Raw genomic sequence first — 17,974 nt, 5'->3', positions numbered from 1 at the left:
ACACCCATCGAGGCCGCCTGCCGCATCATCATCCTCGAAGACCAGCTCGAGGAAGCCCAGCGCATCAACGCCGAATACCGCCGCGCCGCCGAATCAGCGAACCCGACAACCGCGACCTGAGACGGCGAAGACCGCGCAATCTTCCCCGGGCCCCGAAGTCGTGACCAGGTCGGCCCCACCGGATGGTCTGCGCCTCACCGGAGAAGCCGGCGAGCCGCCTCGAAGGCGGTGCCCAGGCCATCGACCGCGGCGAGTCCACCGGTCCAAGCAGCCTCGGTCTACGCGGCCTGCTACCCCAAGAGCTGCTCAACATGGTCTTGCCCATCAAGCCGGGATCGCGTCACCTGGCTCCTGATCCGGCCTGCGGACCAGGAGATCCCGCGGTGGCGCTCCCTTGGGCGGCAGCGCGGAACCCAGGGAAACGGCGACAGGGACGCCCGCCGGGCGCACGCCGCGTGCCGTGACGGGCGGGTCATGGGGCGGCGCGGCGTGGGTAGGGGGCCGGTGCCGGGGGTGCGCCCAGCCTCCGTCCTCGTAACGGGACCGTGCCCCCGAGCCACGCGTCAGGCGGGGGCAGGTCACGGCATGTGCTCACGGAGTGTGGTCACGGGGCCGTGGCCGTGAGCTGGAAGTGTGGGGGCAGGGCCCGCCGTGCATCCGCCGGTGCCCGTCCAGCAGACCGCACCTGCACTCCGATCGTCCGTGGCTGGCGCCTGTGACCCGGAGGAGGGTGAAGGTTTCGCAGTTCGTGGCAGTACTGTCCCGGCGCTGATCGCGAAGTGGATCAGCGCCGGGGCGTCCGTCCGGGACGGTGGGGTGCACCGTCCCGGGTAGTGCGAGGGGCTCAGTAGCGGGTTGGTCACCCACCGGGAGCGGGTGCGGGTGCGGGTGCGGGCGCCGGGGCGGGGGCCGGGGCGGGGTTGGGCTTGGCCGGCTCGGGCTTGTGCTCGCAGTAGACCTTGCCCTTGTAGAACTTGCAGCCCGGCATGTTCTTCACGTTCTTGGGCTTGTTGTTCTTGCCCTTCTTCTTGTTCTTCTTGTGCTTCCAGTCACCCTTCTTATGGTGGTCGCCGTGCCCACCACGGTCACCCTTGGCGAGGTCGACATGACTCGCAGTAATGGTGGCTACCTCGCTGACCGACGAGGGCGCCGACGACGCAAAGGCACTACTGGGCACCAGTACACCGGCGCCGACGAACGCGGCCGAGACGGCAACCAGGGCAAAACGCTGTTTACGAGATGAACGAGACATGAGAAGTACTCCTTCGGGGGGGAATCGGTTAAGCGGAACAACTCCAGTAGGCCCTCCCCGCCGCCGGCCACACATGTCCCCATAGTTCGTGACTTGACAGACCGGACAGCCGTACTCACGGTCGGCGACTGGAGTGCCGCGGTGCCCGCCAGGGCGGCGGTGCCAGCCGTGATGCAGCGGTTCCTGAGGTGTTCACGGAAGGCAGCCGAAGGCCCCGGCCCGTAGCCGGGGCCCGGAGCGTCAGCCCGCGTAGCCGCGGCGGTCGTAGCCGTGGTGGCAGGTGGGGCAGAGGGCGAGGTGCTCGGGTCGCCCGAGTTCCGGTGAGGGATGACGCCGCTGTCGCACTGCGAGTCGATGCCGGATTCGTCAGGGTGGCGCGCGGCGAGCCGGCGGTTCTTGTTGACAACAGCCAGGCAAGCGCGGCGATCACGACCAGGGCGTCCGCCGTGAGGATGGCGCCGGGGAACGCTGGAAGACGAGAGCGCCACCGCTGGTAGGCCGACGACACCCTGCACCTTCGTCGGCGACTGACCCACCCCGCGCACAGGCAGACAACCCACCGCGACACCCCCTCTGCTGCCGGCTGGCCCGCAGCCGCTGGTGTGCAGACCCTGGAGGTGGCGACTGACGGCTTCAGGTGGAGGTGGTGACGTTGGCCGGGGAGCGTGACATCGTCATCTAGCTTGCTTTGACACTGACTTGGGGGAGGGTCAATGGGCAGTCTGCCCGTAGTGCTGGGTTTCGCGGTGGTGTGGTTACTGATCGCGCTGGTCCCGATGCGGACTCCTTCCGCCCGCAAGGCGTGGGGGAGGGGTGTCCTGGGTGTCTCTGTTCTGATCGTGCTGGTCGCAGCTCTTTTCGGCGCCTCGGCGGATGTGGGTATCGACTATGACGGGCCGTCGCCGGTCATGCTGGCGACGCTCGGGGCAGCGATTGTTGTGGCACCTGGCGCCATTGCCGCGTTGGTGCGCAGCGGCAGAAACGGTTAAGGCCCCGTACGCGCGGCCGCGGTGTCGCAGCGCTGTCCGTGAGCCGCTGAAAGGAGACCCTGACGTGTTCCCCGATGGGCGGACACAGTGAGACCGTGTGCCTGGACCAAGTGCCGCCGGCCGAGCCTGTGGCACCTGGTCCTTGCGGCCGCGGAGGATGTCCCGGCCCAGCAGCCCCGGTCCCGCGTGGGGGTGTGGCCCTCGCGTGCAGAGGCGACCTCCACCTGCGCGTGGGCACGCAGCAGCCCGCAGGGCTGTCCAAGAGCAGTCCCGTGACCGACGCGGGCGAGGTCCTTGGAGCTGCGGGGCGCTCGGTGTACGCGGCGAACATGACCGCCGCCGACGTTGAGGCCGCGCTGCGCAGCCTGCGGTGGTGGCGGCCGAGACAGCTGTAAGGGACGTCAAGGGGCGGTGCGACTGGGCGAATTGCAGTTGGCCCTCCGGCACGCTCTGGAACCAGCCCATGCCCCTGCTGTTCCAGTGGAACCGAAGCGGCGAGCCGAGCCGAGCCGGATGACCAGTAACCTCATCCGCCGCGGCCTGCGCGAAGTCCTCACCACCGCGGGCCTGACCGACGCTCCCGGAAAGCCCCTGGAGTTCGCTCCCCACGACTTCCGTCGCAGCGGCCTGCCCCCGCACGTTGCCCAGGTCATCGCCGGCCACGCCAGCATCAACACCACCATGGGCTACCACGCCATCTACCCCGCAGAAGCGATCGAGGCCCACCGGGCCTTCATCACCCGCCGCCGTGCCCAGTGCCCTGGCGAGGAGTACCGCACGCCCACTGACGCCGAGTGGGACGACTTCCTCAGCCACTTCGAACGCCGCCCACTCTCCGTGGGCACCTGCGCCGCGCCTTCGGCACACCATGCATCCACGAGCACGCCTGCTTATCCGAACTTCGCTGCTCGTGAACCTCGTTGGTCGTCGTCGCGAGCGGTCAACGTGGTGAGATGACTCGGCGGGGGTGGCTGCCGGTCCCGCTCTCCCCTTGATCCCCGCAGCTGAGTCTGATGAGGTTTGGGCCGACAACCGACGATCAAGCAGGTGGGGCGTATGGCGGGTCTGAACGACCTGGTGCAACTGTTCGGCCTGCCACCGGCCCGAGAGCCATCCCCGGACGACTGGGCCGAGGTCGAAAACCATCTCGGCTCGGCGCTACCAGGCGACTTCAAGGCATTCCTGGACGCCTATGGCACCGGCGCGATCTGCGGAGAGCTGGTGGTCTTCCACCCCCTAGGGTCCAGCCCGCTGCTGGATCGGATGCGGAAGACCCACGAGTCGTTCGGCCAGTCGTGGCGACGTGACCCGGACGAGTACCCATTCCGGTTTCACCCAGCCGCGGGCGGCCTGATCTCCTGGGGATACGACTACTCCGGCGACGAGCACTTCTTCTGGCCGTGCGACCCGAACCCTGACCGCTGGAAGATCGTCACGAACATCAACGGGGCCGACCCCGAGGTCTTCGATGGACCGTTCACGGACTTCGTGCTCGCCTTCGTCAAGCGCCTGCGCGACGTGGACCCGCACCACGGAATCGAATCGACCCTGATCTCTTGGAGTTCCTTGAGCCGGAAGACGTGAACGAACTGGCAGAGCGCGGCGAGATTGGTCCGGTCGAGCCGAGCTTTGTACCGTTCTGATCCGGCTGCCTCACGGGGGCCTGCCGCTCTGGAGCGAGTGATGAGGTGCTTCACCGGTCACGCCTCAGCATCGGCATCGGGAGGTCGACCGCCGCGCTCACGGCGCTTCCGGCCAGCTGGGAGAGCTTGTCTTGGGCGCCGGCCAGGCTGACTCGAAGCCCCTCGACCTCGCCGAGCCAGCCTTCGCGCTCGGCCTCGGCGATTCGGGCCTTGAGGTTGTGGCGGATCTCCTCCAACCGGCTGCGCTGGGCCGGGTCTGGCCGGAGGAGCGAGCAGCCAGCACCTCGGCCACGACCTCGTCCTGGCGCGGCGCGAGGCAGATCTCGGTCGTAGTCAGGTGCGCGTGCCCGAGGATCCACTGCACGTCGGTCAGCGTCCGCGCTGGATCGCGGACCATGCGGGCGGCGGCGCTGTGACGAAGGTCGTGGAGGGTCCAGTCCGCACCGACGGTGGCGTCTACCCGCTCGAACATGCGATGGGCGCCGTGGTAGGTCAGCGGCTGAAACGGACTCCGCAGCGTCCACCACACTGGCTGTGTCCGGCCTCGCGGCACCAGTCCGTGCAGCTCCTGCTGGTAGAGCCGCAGCCACACGAACGCATCTGCCGAGGCAGGCACCTGCTGCCGTGCTCGGGAGCCCTTCCGCACCACGCTGATCAGCTGCTGCCCCGGATCGGCGTCGCACTGCCGGACGCCAATCAGCTCCCAGGCCCGGACTCCGCTGGAGATCCAAAACGCGATCATGGCCCGGTCCCGGTTCGACGGCAGCGCCGCGAACAGCGTGTTGAACCAAGCGTCCGGGATCGAACGCGGAATCCGACGCGGAACGGTGGGCCGGTAGCGGCCTGTCCGCTCCGGTGCCCAGGCGTCCATCGGGTTGCGGTGTGCGTGCGCGCGGCCGGAGCGACGCGCCAGGTCGAGCGGGAACGGGTCGAGCAGTGGCCCGGACCCGGCATCACGGTGCAGGTCGTGGAACCTGCGCAGCACCGTCTCACTGTGGGCGACGGTCGACGGGGCATAGCCGAGCCCAGCGCTCATTTTCCCGGTCACTGGATTCGGGGCGCCGGCGGTGCGGGCCGGCCGCCGCTTGGCCGCGGTCGATCGCGGCTTGACCGTCAGCTGGATCCAGCAGCTGAAATCCCGAGCGTCCACGCGCGTCGCTCGATCCCACCGGCCTCAACCGCGTGCAGGAACCGCCGCCACCGCAGCAGGTCCATGCCGTAGGAGCGGACGGTCGCCGCCGCCTTCCCGGATGCGAGCAGCTCCTGGAAGAACACCGCGACCGGTACCACGGCCGCGCCGTCGGCGTCGACGAGCCGGTACGGCTCGTACTGGTCGCCGGTCTCCACCAGTCGGCCCCACCGAGGAGCGGTCAATTTCGACAGATCCCGCTCGGGTTCACGATCGTCCATCACGACCGCAGACCGTACTGGGCGACAACCTCACATGTGTCCTGAACTGCACAATCAACGTGGTTCGTTCAGTCAACGGGGCATCCGGTGCTCGATGCTCCGCCCCGATCCAGTCCAGCGGCAGCGACTGTCGAGATCCGCGACAACCTCCACCTTCGTTCTCGGATTCGACGATTCGGGCCGCTCGGCAAGATCGAAGGGCTTCAGGTCAGCCTGGCTGGCGCCGAGGACAAGATCGCCCAAGTGGACCGGCGAACTTCCGGCGGCACGGCGATCCACCTCGGCGTGCCACGCGTGTCCTCAGCTCAGCCCATCCGGGAGGGTGATGGCACAGCTGCGCTGGGACAATCAGCGGATGACGAGCAATGAGATCCGTCGCGGCCGCACCATCGACACCAAGTCGTGGGGCAACCGCCACCACCGCTGACCCTGGCCCCCACCCGATGAGGGTGGAGCAGCCGGATCGACATCCCTGAACGCGTGCGGCCTCGCAGCCTTCGACAACGATCATCTCCAGACAGCGCCGGTGGAGCTTGCCCCAGCGGTCGTCTACGAACGAAGGGAAGATCGACACACCACGTCGTCAGATGCCTGACCAGTTACGGCAGATCAGTCCGTCGCTTCGCGGACGTCCTTTCCCTGCTCGGCGAACGCCTTGAAGTCCTGCATGTGCTGTCGCGACTGCTTGCGGAAGGCGCCGGGCATCAGAAGTCCCACCAGCTTCATCAGAAGGCCGCTGAACCGGTATTCGTTCTCGCTCTCCCAGAGCGTCGTTTCCGGGCTGGCTGCGGTCAGCCGGTCGCGCACGGCGCTCCACATGCCCTCGCCGACGATCTCGCGGTCGAAGTGAACGACGCTCGTTTTCGGGATCTCGCGCAGGTCTGCCGGTTCCCGGCGTGTGATGGTCTCGGTGCACTCGATCTTTCGTTGGCCCATCTGCATCACGACCCGCGACTTGGTGCCGAGCTGCCCGTGCTCCCCACTCAGCGGCTCGTGCAGCACCAGGCCCCGCAGCCATTTCGGCAGGTGTACCGGGTCGGCGAGCAGCTGGACCACCTGCTCCCGCGGCAGGGCGATCTCGATGGAGACGGTGTATTTCATGGGCGCATCATTCTTTCCTTCTAGGTGTGGGTCAATGTGCCTTTTTACTGGTCGTCGTGCTCCTCGGCTGAGGGCACTGCATTCCGTCGCACGCACCGCGGCTGTCCCGCCGCGGAAATCCTGCCGCTGCTGGCGGGGGTGCGGCGGACCGGGCGTCATGGGTCAGGGAGGTGACTCGGCCCAGCTCGCGGGGGCGGGAGCCGGTCCTGCGGTCAGCTGGGGATGGCGCCGTACTTCACATACTCGACGATCTTGTTGGCGAAGTCGGGGGGCGTATGGGGTCGCGTCCGCTGCGTTGCCCATGCCTGCCGCCACGGGCCCGTGGTTCACGAACCTGTTGGCCATCTCCTGCAGCCACTTCTTGTTCTCCGGGCTGAGCAGGCTCGTCAGCACTTCAATGGGGGAAGGGTTTCCTCCGACAGAGTCGGTCACAACGGTCTCCCATGGGGTGAGCGAGCGTGTGAAGCCCTGGGTGTTCGGATGGCCGGCGCTCGGCAACTGGTATCGCAGCCGTGCCCGGCAGCCGGGCGGTAGATGTGGCCGAGGCGGAGAGTGCACCCCATTGGCCGCCATGCCGTCGGTGGGGTCGGAACTGAGCGCCGGCTCATAGGCGAGGTCACGGCACATGTGCGCTGAGCGCCGCACACCCTGGTGGCGCGCGAATGCCAGCCGGGCTCTGGGCTCCCGCATCACGCCCCGTCGGTCCCCCCGGCGGCGGTTGTCCGCTGTCGGGGAAACCGGCGGTGGTGCTTCCGACCACGGCGCGGGGGATGCGGTTTCGTCAGTTGCCGTTGTCCGGCGGGTGCACTGTGTTGAGGAGGGTGGCGAGTATGTCGACGGCGCTGCCGTCGTGGTCGCTGCCGGCGGTGCCGCTGCCGATTTGGAGGTTGGCGGTCCGGTCGACTTCCAGGACGGAGTCGGCGTGGGAGTTGTCGATGACGGTTATGAGGCTTTCGCCGGCTGTGGCGGGCGGGGCGGTGGCACCGAGGACCACGACGGCGAGGTAGGCGGCGGCCCGTGCTCGGGTCAGGATCACGCGATCACGTCGGCGCTGTCACGGGCGGCGGGCAGGGCGTGGTGGCGGGCGAGGTTCTTGGCCACGAGGCGGGTGGACTCGGTGACACCGATCTCCTGGCCCCCTTCGGCGGCGGGCAGGCGCCCGTCGGCGAGGCGGAGCTCGGCGAGGGCGGTGTCCATCGCCCGGTGCGCGGCGAACAGGCACGGCGTGCTGTAGATCGCGACGTCGACGCCGAGGTCGGTGAGTTCGCTCAGGGAAAGGCGCGGGGACTTGCCGCCGGCGATCTGGTTGAACAGCAGCGGCTTTCCGGCGACAACCTGGCGGATCCGCTCGATCCACTCCACGCTGCGCACCCCGTCGACCAGCACCACATCGGCGTCGGTGGCGGCCAGCGCCTCCGCCCGCCGGAGGATGTCGGCCTCCTCGGTGGCGTCGGTGCGGGCGACCACGACCAGGTCCTTGCGCGTGGCGAGGACCATGTTGAGCTTCTCCAGGTACTCCTCCAGCGGCAGGACCTGCTTGCCGTCCGCGTGCCCGCACCGGCGGGGCCGCTTCTGGTCCTCCAGGATGATGCCCGAGGCGCCCATCCGCTCGAGGCCCTCGACGACGTGACAGGCCACCTCGGCATCCACGTACCCGTCGTCGATGTCGACCAGGAGGTGGTGGCGGGGGAAGGCGCCGCGCAGGCGCTGGACGAAGCCCATCATGTCGGGCCAGGCGATGAACCCGATGTCGGGCAGCCCGTAGTGGGAGGCGGCGAACCCGAAGCCGGAGACGAACATCCCGTCGTAGTGCCCGGCCGCGACCGACGCCGAGTACATGTCGTACACGCCGATCAGCGGTGTCGTGCCCGGCTTGGCGATCGATTCCCGCAGCGTGTTTCCGTAACTCATGATCAGGCTCCTTCACGACGCATCGAAAGATGGGAAGCCGCCGCGACACGGCGATGCTTTACCCAAAACAGATCCTTTCCTGACCTTCTGCAGGGGAATGGTTACTGCGTCGGCCGCCTCACGCCAACGGCGTAATCCGTTCACCAGAGAAACGTCACTCGGCACGGGACGCCGACACCGGCACCCTGTCGTGCAGCTCCTCCGCCTCGGAGCCGGAGCCGGAGCCGGAGCCGGAGCAGGGGCAGTTGCTGAAGAAGTCGGCGGCGATGAGGGCGTCGAGGGGTGTGGGCCGGGGCCACCACCTACGTGCCGTGCGGCCCGGCGGTGGGAACCGGACGCTGGGCGCTCTTGCCATGGGCGGATCGGGTTTGCAGTGCCGGGAGCAACGAGCCCTGCCCGGACACCCCATCGTCGGGAACCGTCTCATGGCGAGCGGGGAGTCCGTGGATGGCGGGGTTGAGGCACCGTCCGGGGTGCGGCGGCCACGCTCGGGGGGCCGCTGGATCTCTCGGCTTCGCGATGGCGGGGGCGGGCGGTTGCCGCTGTCGTGCGCCCTGGTTGTGCGCTTCGCCAGATGGCCGTGCAGCTTGATCGTTTCCCCGGTGAACGGGTCACCCGACCGGGCTAGACAAGGGCACGGGGCGGTATCGGGGCGGGCGGGGGCCCGCTATCTACATGGTCAACGAGCAGGCCACGGAAAGGACATGTTGCCCGACCCTGACACCGACACCGACCCTGACACCGACCCTGACACCGACCCTGACACCGACCGGGACTGCCTGGGCGCTGCCCAGGACCCGATCAGGACTGATCAAAACAACACCGCGTCCGGCCTCCGAGGACTTCGTGGCCGACCGTCCCCCTCCACCACCCCGCTGTGGCCTTGCCGGGCGCAGACGCACCCCTTCCGGCCTCCAGACCCGAGTCGCCGACGTCTGCGCCCCCGTCCCCGCACCCCCGCACCCCCGCACCCCCGCACGAGGAGCTTGCTGTGCCATTGACCGTCCAGAACGCCGCCCAAGAGATGGAAGCCGCGAGCAAGGCCGGCGATCCCCAAGCCGATGAGCTCGTGGCCGATCTGCTTGCCAACAAGGAGATCGACTCCGTCAACGCCCTGTTCCGCACGATCGGAACACTCAAGCCCAACCAGGACCTCTCCCAGCTCCCTCCCCGTCTGGCGACGTTCCTGAAGGAGGCCGCAGCAGCGCCGCCGGACTGGTCGGATGCGGACGTCAAGGCCGCCGAGGGCTTCTTCGCCCACCACCACGGCGAAGTCTCGATGCTCCAGGGCACCGTCGGCCTGATCGGCACCTACCTCTCCCCGACCGGCGCGTTCACCCTGCGCTCCACCGGCCGCCTCGGGGGAGTCGACGGCCCGGGCCGTCGACTGTCGCAGTCCTCGCGCCTGTTCATCGACATGGGCAACAAGAACGCCCTGCGCGACGGCTCGCTCGCCGCGAACGTCACCAAGGTCCGCCTGGTCCACGCCTCCGTACGGCAGCTCCACAAGAAGAGCGGCGAGTGGGACTACGAGAAGTGGGGCGAGCCGGTCTCGCAGAAATACACCACCGGCGCCGCCTGCGTCTTCTCCACCCAGATCCTGCAGGCCATGAAGAACCTCGGCATCGACGTCTCCGAGGACGACGCGCACGGCTTCATGTGTGCCTGGCACTACGTCAACCACTACCTCGGCACCCCCGAGAAGTGGCTCCTGCCCAAGGACGCCGACGAGGTCGAACGGGTCTGGAACCAGGAGCGCGAAAAGGAGTGGAAGAAGACCGACGACGGCGTCTTCATGACCAAGCAGGCCGTCGACTTCTACAGGAAGTTCCTGCCCCCGGGCATGCACGACGCCTACATCGCGATGGTCCGGGTCGCGCTGACCGACAAGTACGCCGACATGGCCGGGCTGCCCAAGAACCTCCTCGACGAGGCGGGCAAGCCCCTGGCCGCCGGCCACAAGGCGATCAGCGGCATCGGCGGCGGCCTCCTGGGCGGAGGCGTGAAGAAGACGGTCGGCGTCAACCCGTACAAGGAAATCCTTGGAGCGGCCTCCAAGGCCTACAACGAGGTCGAGAAGTACGCCCTCACACATGACCAGGACGACCAGCCGCAGATGCACCAGGAACTCGGCGACAACCGCTGACCCCCGGCCCGCGAGCTGCCGCCTCCGGCCCGGACCGCCGCCTCGTCGCCCGGCCACCCGGCCGCCCGCCGACGCGGCACGACGACCCTGCGACCTTCACCCTTTCGGAAGGAACCCGCAACCACCATGAGTAGCGACATCGCCTACGCGAAGATCCACCCCGCGATCGGAGTGGCCCGGGTGGGCAACAGCGCCCGCGACGACGGCTGGTACTACGGCCCCGAGACGCCGGACCCGGACCCGATGCCGGCCGGCTCCATCAAGGACGAAACCGGCGCCTTCAAGCGCCAGGCGGCCCGCTTCCGCCTCTACGGCTACGACAGCGCCGGCAACGTCGTACGCGAGCTGACGAACAGCAACGCCACGATCGAGTGGGGCGTCCACGTCGCGAACCAGAAGGCCGCCTGGTACGAGTTCAGGCTCGCCCTCGACATCCCCGACACGCAGGGCCACAGCACGCCGAGGCGCAACAAGGGCATCGACCGCCGCAGCCTCGTCATCGACCCCGGCCGCAAGACCCTGCGCGCCGGCATCGGCCAGGCCGTGGAGTTCACCGGCGGCACGTTCCAGGGCATCCCCGTCCCGCTGGGCCGGATGCACACCGACGAGGACGGCCGGCTCGTGGTGCTCGGCGGCTCCGGCCGGTCCGCCGCGAAGAACAACGAACCACTGCACTCGTACGGCAACAACGACGGCTGGTACGACGACATCTCGGACGGTCCGGTCACCGCCACCGTCAGCCTGGGCGGCCGCCCCATCGAGGTCCGACCCGCGTGGGTCGTGGTGGGACCGCCCAACTACGCACCGGACATCAAGACCGTGCGCACCCTCTACGACCTGCTCCTCGACGTCTTCGTCAGCAAGGGCCAACTGCCCCGGCCCGCGCAGGTGTCCTTCAAACACCACATCGCGCCCCTCCTGGAGCGCTTCAGCAACCTGCAGTGGGTCAACAAGGGCTTCGCCACCCACTTCGGCTGCGACGGCCCGCAGGACTTCACCACCACCGAACTGCAGCGCCGCCTCTCCCAGCCCGGTACCACCTACCGCGAGCTGCGCCGTCAGGTGTACACCGCCATGCGCGACTACGAGCGGGACGGAGTGGCGCCGATGACCTGGCCGTGGTTCTACGGCGACGGCATGGCCAGCCGCCCCAAGTCACCGCGGCAGTACATGACCCTGTCGGCCCTCCAGATGGACATGCTGCTCAGGTGGTCCAAGGGCGACTTCGTCGAAACCTCCGGTCCCGACTCCCCGCGCCACCTGGAGGACGCGCCCCTCGCCGAACAGCCCGGGCTCCTGGACCGCGCCGCCCTCGACTTCTGCCTCGCCGATGCCTTTCACCCCGGCTGCGAGGTGACCTGGCCGATCCGGCACGCGACGATGTTCGCCGAACCGTTCCGCATCCTGCACCGTCCCGAGGGAGAGGCGGAGCCCGACTACGGCGAGGAGCTCACTCCCGAGAAGGCGCTGGCCCCCGACGGCCCCCTGCACGCGCAGGGCCCGGGCGGCCTGACCCGGTGGATGGCCATCCCCTGGCAGACGGACACCGCCAGCTGCCGCTCGGGCTACGAGTCCACCGCCGGCCTGGGCCCGCGGTACGACCCCCACCTGCCGACCTTCTGGCCCGCAACGGTGCCCAACCACGTGCTGACCGAGCGCGACTTCCGGATCGTCAACAAGGAGGGCGGCCTGACACCCTCGGAGGACGAGCGCACGGCGGCGTTCGCCAACCGGGCCTCCTGGCTGCGAGGCCTGAAGGGCACGTACGAGGAGCAGCTGAAACAGGCCGTCGCGGAGTGGCACCGCTTCGGCGTCGTGGAGACCCGCCGCTACACCGTCGGCGACAATCACTACCCGCCACACATCCAGGTCGAGTCCGTGCCCGGATTCGCCCTCGAAGGGGTGCCGGACGACCGGAACCTGGTCACCCTGCACGTACCGCAGACCGCCGACGACACCACCCGGGACGCGGAGCTGTCCGACCTCGCCGAGGACGTCGGCGTCGCCCCCCAGAACATCACCGTCGGCTACATCGACAAGCTCGACCCCTTCGGGGAGGACGCCGCCAACGGCGCCGGCCGCCACGAGGGTTCTTCGTGACGGTGGACCACACCGGCCACCGGCCGGCGACCGCGCCCGCGTACGACGTGGTGGTCGCCGGCGGCGGCCCGGCCGGCGCCGCCGCCGCCCTGGCACTGGGCCGCGCCGGCCGCACCGTCCTGCTCGCCGACGCCGCCACCGGACCGCCGCCCGTCGGCGAGGCGCTTCCGGCCGCCGCCCGGGTCCTTCTCCACGACCTCGCCGCGCAGGACGTTCTCGACGAGCGCCATCACCTGCCCTGCTACGCGAACCTGTCGGCCTGGGGCTCGGACGAGCTCACCACCCAGGAGAGCATCCTCGACCCGCACGGCCACGGCTGGCACCTGGACCGCGGACGCTTCGACCGGGAGCTGCGCGAGCGCGCCCGCCTCCTCGGCACAGACGTGGCCGAACGCGCCACGGCCCGCCCCGCCGGCCGCTCCGGCGACGGCACCTGGACCGTGGAGCTGCGCGGCCCCCGCGAGCGCCGCACCGTGCGCTGCCGCTGGCTGGTCGACGCCACCGGCCGCCGAGCGGGCCTGGCCACCGCGGCCGGCGCCCGTCGGGTGGTCCACGACCGGCTGGTCGCGCTCTGCCTGACCCTGCCCCCCTCGACCACGCCGGCCTCCGATGCCTCGACCCTCGTGGAAGCCGCGCCGGACGGCTGGTGGTACACGGCGCTGCTGCCCGCCGGCCACCGGCTGCTCGCCCGGTACACCGACGCGGACCTGCCGGGCCCCGGGACGGACGGCACCCGCCTGCGCACCGATGTGGCCCGTACCCGCCACACCGGCACCCGGGTGTCCGCGCACCCGTGGCCGGCCGCCGCCGTACGGCGCGCGCCCGCCCACACCGCCCGTCTGGACGCCGTCCACGGCGACGGGTGGGTCGCCGCCGGCGACGCCGCCGCCGCCTTCGATCCGTTGTCGTCGCAGGGCATCCTCACCGCCCTGTACACCGGCATGCGGGCCGGCCAGGCGGTCCACGACCACCTCGGCGGCGACCGCACCGCCCTCACCCGCTACGCCACCGAACTCGACACGATCACCGCGGTCCACCTGCGCAACCGGCGTACCTTCTACGGCCTCGAACACCGATGGCCCCGGCACGCCTTCTGGCGCCGCCGCCACACCGCCGGCCCGACGGCTCCCGCCGACGGCCCGCCGGACACCCGACCCGACCCGATCCCAACCTCAGGAGTGCCCGCATGACCACCACCGACACCACCTCCTCGTCCGGCACCGGCGCCGACCGCCACGGCCACCGGTTCCTGCTCATCGGCACCGATACGATCTTCGCCTACCACCTCCCGCTCTACCACGTCGCCGTCCACGCCTTCCAGATGATCACCAAGTTCGGACTGGACGGGAACCTGCGGAAGAAGTACCTCAATGACCTCGCGAACCACGAGGACCGGCGGGTGTACTACTCCCTGTTCTCCGAGGGCCACTGGCCCCTCCAGGAGATCGTCGACGGTACCCGCGACTCGCTGCCCGTGGAACTCGAGCGGGTGACCGTCGACAGCACCGGCGCTCGCACCTTCACCAAGATCCTCGACGAGACCACCGCCACCTGCCGTAAGCAGGACGTCGTCCACTACGAGCCCCTCGACGCCACCGGCTACCCCGACCACCTCACCTACCTCGCCTTCGGCGAGGGTTCCGAGGTCCACCTCGCACACCAGCTCGCCGCCTCGCCGAACTGGGACGAGGTCATCACCACCACACAGCCCGCCGGCTTCGAGCAGAGCGACCTCGACCACGCCGCCGCCGTCACCATCCCCGCCATCAAGGACCCGAAAGGCGTCGTCAAGACCAGCCCCCTGGTGAACGGCAAGCCCTACGAGGGCCTGATCGGGACCCGCGAGGTCACCTTCACCGCCGGGCGCCAAGGCTGGTGGAACCACACCAGTCTCAACAACAAGTAGCCACGAATATCGGGCGCCGCACCGTCCTGCGTCCCGCCCGTCGTCGCGCATGGCGGGCGGCCAGGCCATCGGCGCCCCGGTGGCGGCTCGCCCTGCCGGCGCCGTAGAACCACCGACCTGCGACGCGGCCCCGCCGGCCGGAAACCGATGGGGCCACGCCTTTTGGCGTTGTGCGGCCGCGCGGGGGTGGGCCTGGGGTGGACGAGGCGGCGCGAAGCGGCAGGCAGGGCATCGCCGGTCGTCGGCACGACGGCGGAGGCCGGGGCCCGCCGGGGGAGTGGTCGCCGGCGGGGCCCGCGGCGGTGGGTAGGCCGTCCTCGGGCGGTGGCTGGCCCGCTGTCCTCCTCGACGAAGTACGAGTCGTTCTTGATGAAGAACTCCGTGCGTTCCTCATCGGTGGCGTCGGCGAGCTGGTCTTCGAAGTACTCCTCGCGCGGAGCTCCCGGCGCGAACTCGCGTCGATCCGGTCGGCTCCGTTGAAGAGCCGCACCGTCCCGTCGAGGATGAAGAACGACTCGGAGGGGCCAGGGAGTTTCAGGCTGCCGCCCGGCGGTTCGGGCACAGCAGACGGCGGTGGCCACCGGACGGGTTCCCGGCCCGGCCGATGAGGGCGACCTCTGCCAGTTGACGCGCGCGCTCCGCTCCCGCTGAGTACGGACGCAGGGGAGTTGGTTCCTCACCACCGTCTGCGAAGCGGCAAGCGGTCCTCACAGTTGACCGTGCGTCTCCGATCGGCACCAGCCTCCCAGCAGCACGCGAGCCGAGCAGGAGGACACCAGGGGCTCTTACGATCGTCTTAGGAGCGCTTCCTAGTCTCGCCGCCATGACGACCCGACGACTGTCCGCCGTGCTCGGCGTTCTCCTTACCGCGGCCCTCGCACACACCGGCCTCGCGCCGGCGGCCGCGGCGGCTCCCGCCGGCTCCGGCCCCGGGCACGCGGCCCGGCCAGTGCCCCCGGCCCAGTACCTCTACTCTTCGATCGGGGACTTCGATTCCGAGGTCAAGCCCTTGGCCGACCGGCCCGACATCGCGGGTGTACAGGTGGTCGTGCCGTGGAAGGCCATGGAACCACAGAAGGACCAGTACGACTTTTCCGCGATCGAGGAAGCCCTCACCTACCTCCAGGCCCGCCACAAGAAACTGTTCGTCCAGGTGCAGGACCGCTTCTTCAGTGCTCCCACACGGCTCCCGAACTACCTGCTCACGGAACCGGCGTACGCCGGCGGCGCCGCGCCGACCACGAACGAGAACGGACTGGGGCCCGGCGAACCCGGAGCCGTCGCAGCCCAATGGAACCCCGAGGTACGCCAGCGCTTCCAACACCTGCTCCAAGCTCTCGCCGACCGCTTCGACGGGCGTCTGGCGGGGGTGAACCTCCCGGAGACCGCTACCCAGGTGGACCTGGGCAAGGACCACAGCGGTTACACCGATGAGTCGTACTTCCGGGCCGAACTCGACAACATGGCCTTTGGTGCCAAGGTCTTCAAACGGACGCAGTTCATCCAGTACGTGAACTTCTGGCCCGGTGAGTGGAACAACGACCACGGCTACATGGAGAAGACCTTTGAGTTCGCCGAGGCCCACGGCGTGGGCCTCGGCGGACCCGACGTCCTGCCGAACCGCCAGGCGCAGATGGAGAACTCCTACCCCTTCTTCGAGCGGTACCGCGGGCGGCTCCCCCTGGTGGCGATGGCGGTGCAGGAACCGGACTTCGAGTACACCAACCCCTCGACCGGCAAGCCTTACACCAAGGAGGAGTTCGTCGACTTCGGCGGCCGGCGCCTGGGCGCGGACGTGATGTTCTGGGCGACCAGCGCACCCTGGCTCCACCAGCCCGCGTCCTGACGAAACCGGCGGCTCCCGCCGTGGACGGGAACCGCTGAACGCTCTGCTGGCCCGCGCCCCAGCCACCCACGCATCTCTCGACGACCCGCGGGCGGCCCCCTGGCTGCCGGACAGCCTACGGCTGGCTGGGGCGCAGGAGGAAATAGTCGCCCGTCCTGGGAAGCCGAGCCGCCGGGCCGGGAACAGCCGGGCCGGTCGGCGCGGTTGCATCGACCGAGGGACCGGATCCAGGGGTGAGCACAGAGAGCACAAGGTCGTTCGCCCGCCAGGATCCGGGCCCCGGGATCGCGGCACGCCCGCCGCGCACTCGGACCAAGACGCATTTTCTGCAGGAGGACTGTTTCATGACTGACCGGCCCTTGACGCTCATGGCAGTGCACGCCCACCCCGACGACGAGGCCACCGGAACCGGAGGGGTCCTCGCGCGGTACGCGGCGGAAGGCATCCGCACGGTTCTCGTGACGTGTACCGACGGCCGTTGCGGTGACGGACCGGGGGGTGTCAAGCCGGGCGATCCCGGGCACGATCCGGCGACCGTCGCCTTGATGCGCCGTCAAGAACTCGAGGCGAGCTGTGACGTCCTGAAGGTCAGCGATCTGGAGATCCTGGACTATGCCGACTCCGGGATGATGGGCTGGCCGAGTAACGACGCCCCCGGATCCTTCTGGCAGACCCCCGTGGAGGAAGGCGCCGCCCGACTCGCGGAACTCATGCGGCACTACCGGCCCGATGTGGTCGTCACCTACGACGAGAACGGCTTCTACGGCCACCCCGACCACATCCAGGCCCACCGCATCACGATGGCGGCGCTGGAGATGACCGCGCTGACACCGAAGGTGTACTGGACGACGATGCCCCGCTCGGGGATGCAGCGGTTCGGGGAGATCATGCGCGAGTTCCATGAGGACATGCCGGAGCCGGATCCCGCCGAGGCCGCCGCGATGGCCAAGATCGGCCTCCCCGACGACGAGATCACCACGTGGGTGGACACCACCGCGTTCAGCGGTCAGAAGTTCGATGCGCTGGCCGCGCACGCCAGTCAGGGCGAGAACATCTTCTTCCTCAGGATGGGCAAGGAGAGGTTCGGCGAGTTGATGGGCATGGAGACCTTCGTCCGTGTCAAGGACGCCACCGGCGCGGCCGTACCCGAGAGCGATCTCTTCGCCGGGCTGCGCTGATCCGCCCGTCCGAATCGGCGGCCCGCGGCCGCCACCGGGCGCGCCGAGGTGCGAGCCGACCGCCGACGCCGAGAGCAGTTGGCCGCCCTGCCGATCTGGCCACCGTACTGACCAACCATCGCCGCGCGATGTCTGTCCGGACGGAGGCCCGCATGTCCGGCTCTGGCGCCGAGACGCCGGGGAACCGAGGCCACGACCGGCTGGCCGGCACGCGGTAGCGGCAGGTGCGCCGGATACCGGTCGGCGTCAGGCGGGGTGCGGCGGTCGGCCGCCAGCGGGCATCGGACAGGGCGCAGCGGACACAGGTGGTCGCGGCCGGACGGGTCGTGGTCGTCATGACCTGCCTGGGTCGTGTTCGGGGCAGCGCCTTCACCAGGTCGTCGCGGGCCATGTTCGGGCGGCCGGGGACGTGGGCGGCGGTCTTGCAGCACGCGGTGGCCTTGGCGCCGGTGGCCTTCGGGCTTCCGGCCCGTTCGGCGCCGGCGCGCAGCG

Annotated in this window: 17 protein-coding genes and 1 pseudogene; 11 read left to right on the top strand and 7 right to left on the bottom strand. The window is 69.5% G+C overall.

The features are described 5' to 3' along the window. Positions 1-120: pseudogene (locus ACGFZK_RS21685) on the top strand (MerR family transcriptional regulator); the annotation flags it as partial. 739 nt (positions 121-859) lie between these two features. On the opposite strand, the gene ACGFZK_RS21680 reads toward ACGFZK_RS21685, so the two are convergent. Further along, a complete protein-coding gene (locus ACGFZK_RS21680; protein WP_393850510.1) occupies positions 860-1,252 on the bottom strand; it encodes a hypothetical protein in 393 nt (130 codons plus the stop codon). 713 nt (positions 1,253-1,965) lie between these two features. Between ACGFZK_RS21680 and ACGFZK_RS21675 the strand changes: the two genes are divergently transcribed. From ACGFZK_RS21675 to ACGFZK_RS21660, 4 genes are all read left to right on the top strand, one after another. Next, positions 1,966-2,241, top strand: coding sequence for a hypothetical protein (locus ACGFZK_RS21675; protein ID WP_393850509.1), 276 nt, complete (start codon positions 1,966-1,968; stop codon positions 2,239-2,241). Positions 2,242-2,471: 230 nt separating this feature from the next. Further along, complete coding sequence (locus ACGFZK_RS21670; protein WP_393850508.1) at positions 2,472-2,636, top strand: hypothetical protein; 165 nt, start codon at positions 2,472-2,474, stop codon at positions 2,634-2,636. Between the two features lie 118 nt (positions 2,637-2,754). Continuing rightward, positions 2,755-3,198 (top strand): hypothetical protein, encoded by a 444-nt coding sequence (locus ACGFZK_RS21665; protein ID WP_393850507.1) that lies wholly within the window; start codon positions 2,755-2,757, stop codon positions 3,196-3,198. A gap of 99 nt (positions 3,199-3,297) precedes the next feature. Further along, positions 3,298-3,825 carry a hypothetical protein gene (locus tag ACGFZK_RS21660; protein ID WP_393850506.1) on the top strand — a complete coding sequence of 176 codons (528 nt, stop codon included), beginning with the start codon at positions 3,298-3,300 and terminating at the stop codon, positions 3,823-3,825. Between the two features lie 156 nt (positions 3,826-3,981). Here ACGFZK_RS21660 and ACGFZK_RS21655 read toward each other — a convergent pair whose 3' ends face one another. The 6 genes from ACGFZK_RS21655 to ACGFZK_RS21630 form a co-directional block, all read right to left on the bottom strand. Then, positions 3,982-4,920, bottom strand: a complete 939-nt coding sequence (locus tag ACGFZK_RS21655; protein WP_393850505.1) for a tyrosine-type recombinase/integrase — start codon at positions 4,918-4,920, stop codon at positions 3,982-3,984. A gap of 77 nt (positions 4,921-4,997) precedes the next feature. Continuing rightward, positions 4,998-5,297, bottom strand: coding sequence for an integrase (locus ACGFZK_RS21650; protein WP_393850504.1), 300 nt, complete (start codon positions 5,295-5,297; stop codon positions 4,998-5,000). A gap of 606 nt (positions 5,298-5,903) precedes the next feature. Then, positions 5,904-6,395, bottom strand: coding sequence for an SRPBCC family protein (locus ACGFZK_RS21645; RefSeq protein ID WP_393850503.1), 492 nt, complete (start codon positions 6,393-6,395; stop codon positions 5,904-5,906). A 781-nt stretch (positions 6,396-7,176) separates the two neighbouring features. Continuing rightward, positions 7,177-7,431, bottom strand: coding sequence for a hypothetical protein (locus tag ACGFZK_RS21640; RefSeq protein ID WP_393850502.1), 255 nt, complete (start codon positions 7,429-7,431; stop codon positions 7,177-7,179). Beyond that, positions 7,428-8,306: an oxaloacetate decarboxylase gene (locus ACGFZK_RS21635; RefSeq protein ID WP_393850501.1), complete on the bottom strand. Its 879-nt coding sequence runs from the start codon at positions 8,304-8,306 to the stop codon at positions 7,428-7,430. Before ACGFZK_RS21635 ends, ACGFZK_RS21640 begins: the two co-directional genes overlap by 4 nt. 154 nt (positions 8,307-8,460) lie before the next feature. Next, positions 8,461-8,661 carry a hypothetical protein gene (locus ACGFZK_RS21630; RefSeq protein ID WP_393850500.1) on the bottom strand — a complete coding sequence of 67 codons (201 nt, stop codon included), beginning with the start codon at positions 8,659-8,661 and terminating at the stop codon, positions 8,461-8,463. A 636-nt stretch (positions 8,662-9,297) separates the two neighbouring features. Here ACGFZK_RS21630 and ACGFZK_RS21625 point away from each other — a divergent pair. From ACGFZK_RS21625 to ACGFZK_RS21600, 6 genes are all read left to right on the top strand, one after another. Continuing rightward, the gene (locus ACGFZK_RS21625) at positions 9,298-10,452 is read left to right on the top strand and encodes an oxygenase MpaB family protein (protein WP_393850499.1); all 1,155 of its coding nucleotides are present in this window, start codon (positions 9,298-9,300) and stop codon (positions 10,450-10,452) included. A 126-nt stretch (positions 10,453-10,578) separates the two neighbouring features. After that, positions 10,579-12,552 carry a LodA/GoxA family CTQ-dependent oxidase gene (locus tag ACGFZK_RS21620; protein ID WP_393850498.1) on the top strand — a complete coding sequence of 658 codons (1,974 nt, stop codon included), beginning with the start codon at positions 10,579-10,581 and terminating at the stop codon, positions 12,550-12,552. Continuing rightward, complete coding sequence (locus ACGFZK_RS21615; protein WP_393850497.1) at positions 12,549-13,742, top strand: tryptophan 7-halogenase; 1,194 nt, start codon at positions 12,549-12,551, stop codon at positions 13,740-13,742. The genes ACGFZK_RS21620 and ACGFZK_RS21615 overlap by 4 nt, the downstream gene beginning before the upstream one ends. Then, a complete protein-coding gene (locus ACGFZK_RS21610; protein WP_393850496.1) occupies positions 13,739-14,458 on the top strand; it encodes a hypothetical protein in 720 nt (239 codons plus the stop codon). Before ACGFZK_RS21615 ends, ACGFZK_RS21610 begins: the two co-directional genes overlap by 4 nt. Positions 14,459-15,281: 823 nt before the next feature. Then, complete coding sequence (locus ACGFZK_RS21605) at positions 15,282-16,304, top strand: hypothetical protein (protein ID WP_393850495.1); 1,023 nt, start codon at positions 15,282-15,284, stop codon at positions 16,302-16,304. Positions 16,305-16,648: 344 nt separating this feature from the next. Continuing rightward, positions 16,649-17,482 (top strand): PIG-L family deacetylase, encoded by an 834-nt coding sequence (locus ACGFZK_RS21600; protein WP_393850494.1) that lies wholly within the window; start codon positions 16,649-16,651, stop codon positions 17,480-17,482. Positions 17,483-17,974: the final 492 nt, after the last annotated feature.

The sequence above is a fragment of the Streptomyces sp. NPDC048257 genome, assembly GCF_043201855.1.
GTDB lineage: Bacteria > Actinomycetota > Actinomycetes > Streptomycetales > Streptomycetaceae > Streptomyces.
Note: the sequence above shows the minus strand (reverse complement) of the source record. Positions and strands in the feature narration are given on the sequence as shown.

Coding starts and splice junctions, on each gene's coding strand:
- ACGFZK_RS21680 (WP_393850510.1), bottom strand. CDS start 1,252: ATGTCTCGTTCATCTCGTAAACAGCGTTTTGCCCTGGTTGCCGTCTCG.
- ACGFZK_RS21675 (WP_393850509.1), top strand. CDS start 1,966: ATGGGCAGTCTGCCCGTAGTGCTGGGTTTCGCGGTGGTGTGGTTACTG.
- ACGFZK_RS21665 (WP_393850507.1), top strand. CDS start 2,755: ATGACCAGTAACCTCATCCGCCGCGGCCTGCGCGAAGTCCTCACCACC.
- ACGFZK_RS21660 (WP_393850506.1), top strand. CDS start 3,298: ATGGCGGGTCTGAACGACCTGGTGCAACTGTTCGGCCTGCCACCGGCC.
- ACGFZK_RS21655 (WP_393850505.1), bottom strand. CDS start 4,920: ATGAGCGCTGGGCTCGGCTATGCCCCGTCGACCGTCGCCCACAGTGAG.
- ACGFZK_RS21645 (WP_393850503.1), bottom strand. CDS start 6,395: ATGAAATACACCGTCTCCATCGAGATCGCCCTGCCGCGGGAGCAGGTG.
- ACGFZK_RS21635 (WP_393850501.1), bottom strand. CDS start 8,306: ATGAGTTACGGAAACACGCTGCGGGAATCGATCGCCAAGCCGGGCACG.
- ACGFZK_RS21630 (WP_393850500.1), bottom strand. CDS start 8,661: ATGGCAAGAGCGCCCAGCGTCCGGTTCCCACCGCCGGGCCGCACGGCA.
- ACGFZK_RS21620 (WP_393850498.1), top strand. CDS start 10,579: ATGAGTAGCGACATCGCCTACGCGAAGATCCACCCCGCGATCGGAGTG.
- ACGFZK_RS21610 (WP_393850496.1), top strand. CDS start 13,739: ATGACCACCACCGACACCACCTCCTCGTCCGGCACCGGCGCCGACCGC.
- ACGFZK_RS21605 (WP_393850495.1), top strand. CDS start 15,282: ATGACGACCCGACGACTGTCCGCCGTGCTCGGCGTTCTCCTTACCGCG.
- ACGFZK_RS21600 (WP_393850494.1), top strand. CDS start 16,649: ATGACTGACCGGCCCTTGACGCTCATGGCAGTGCACGCCCACCCCGAC.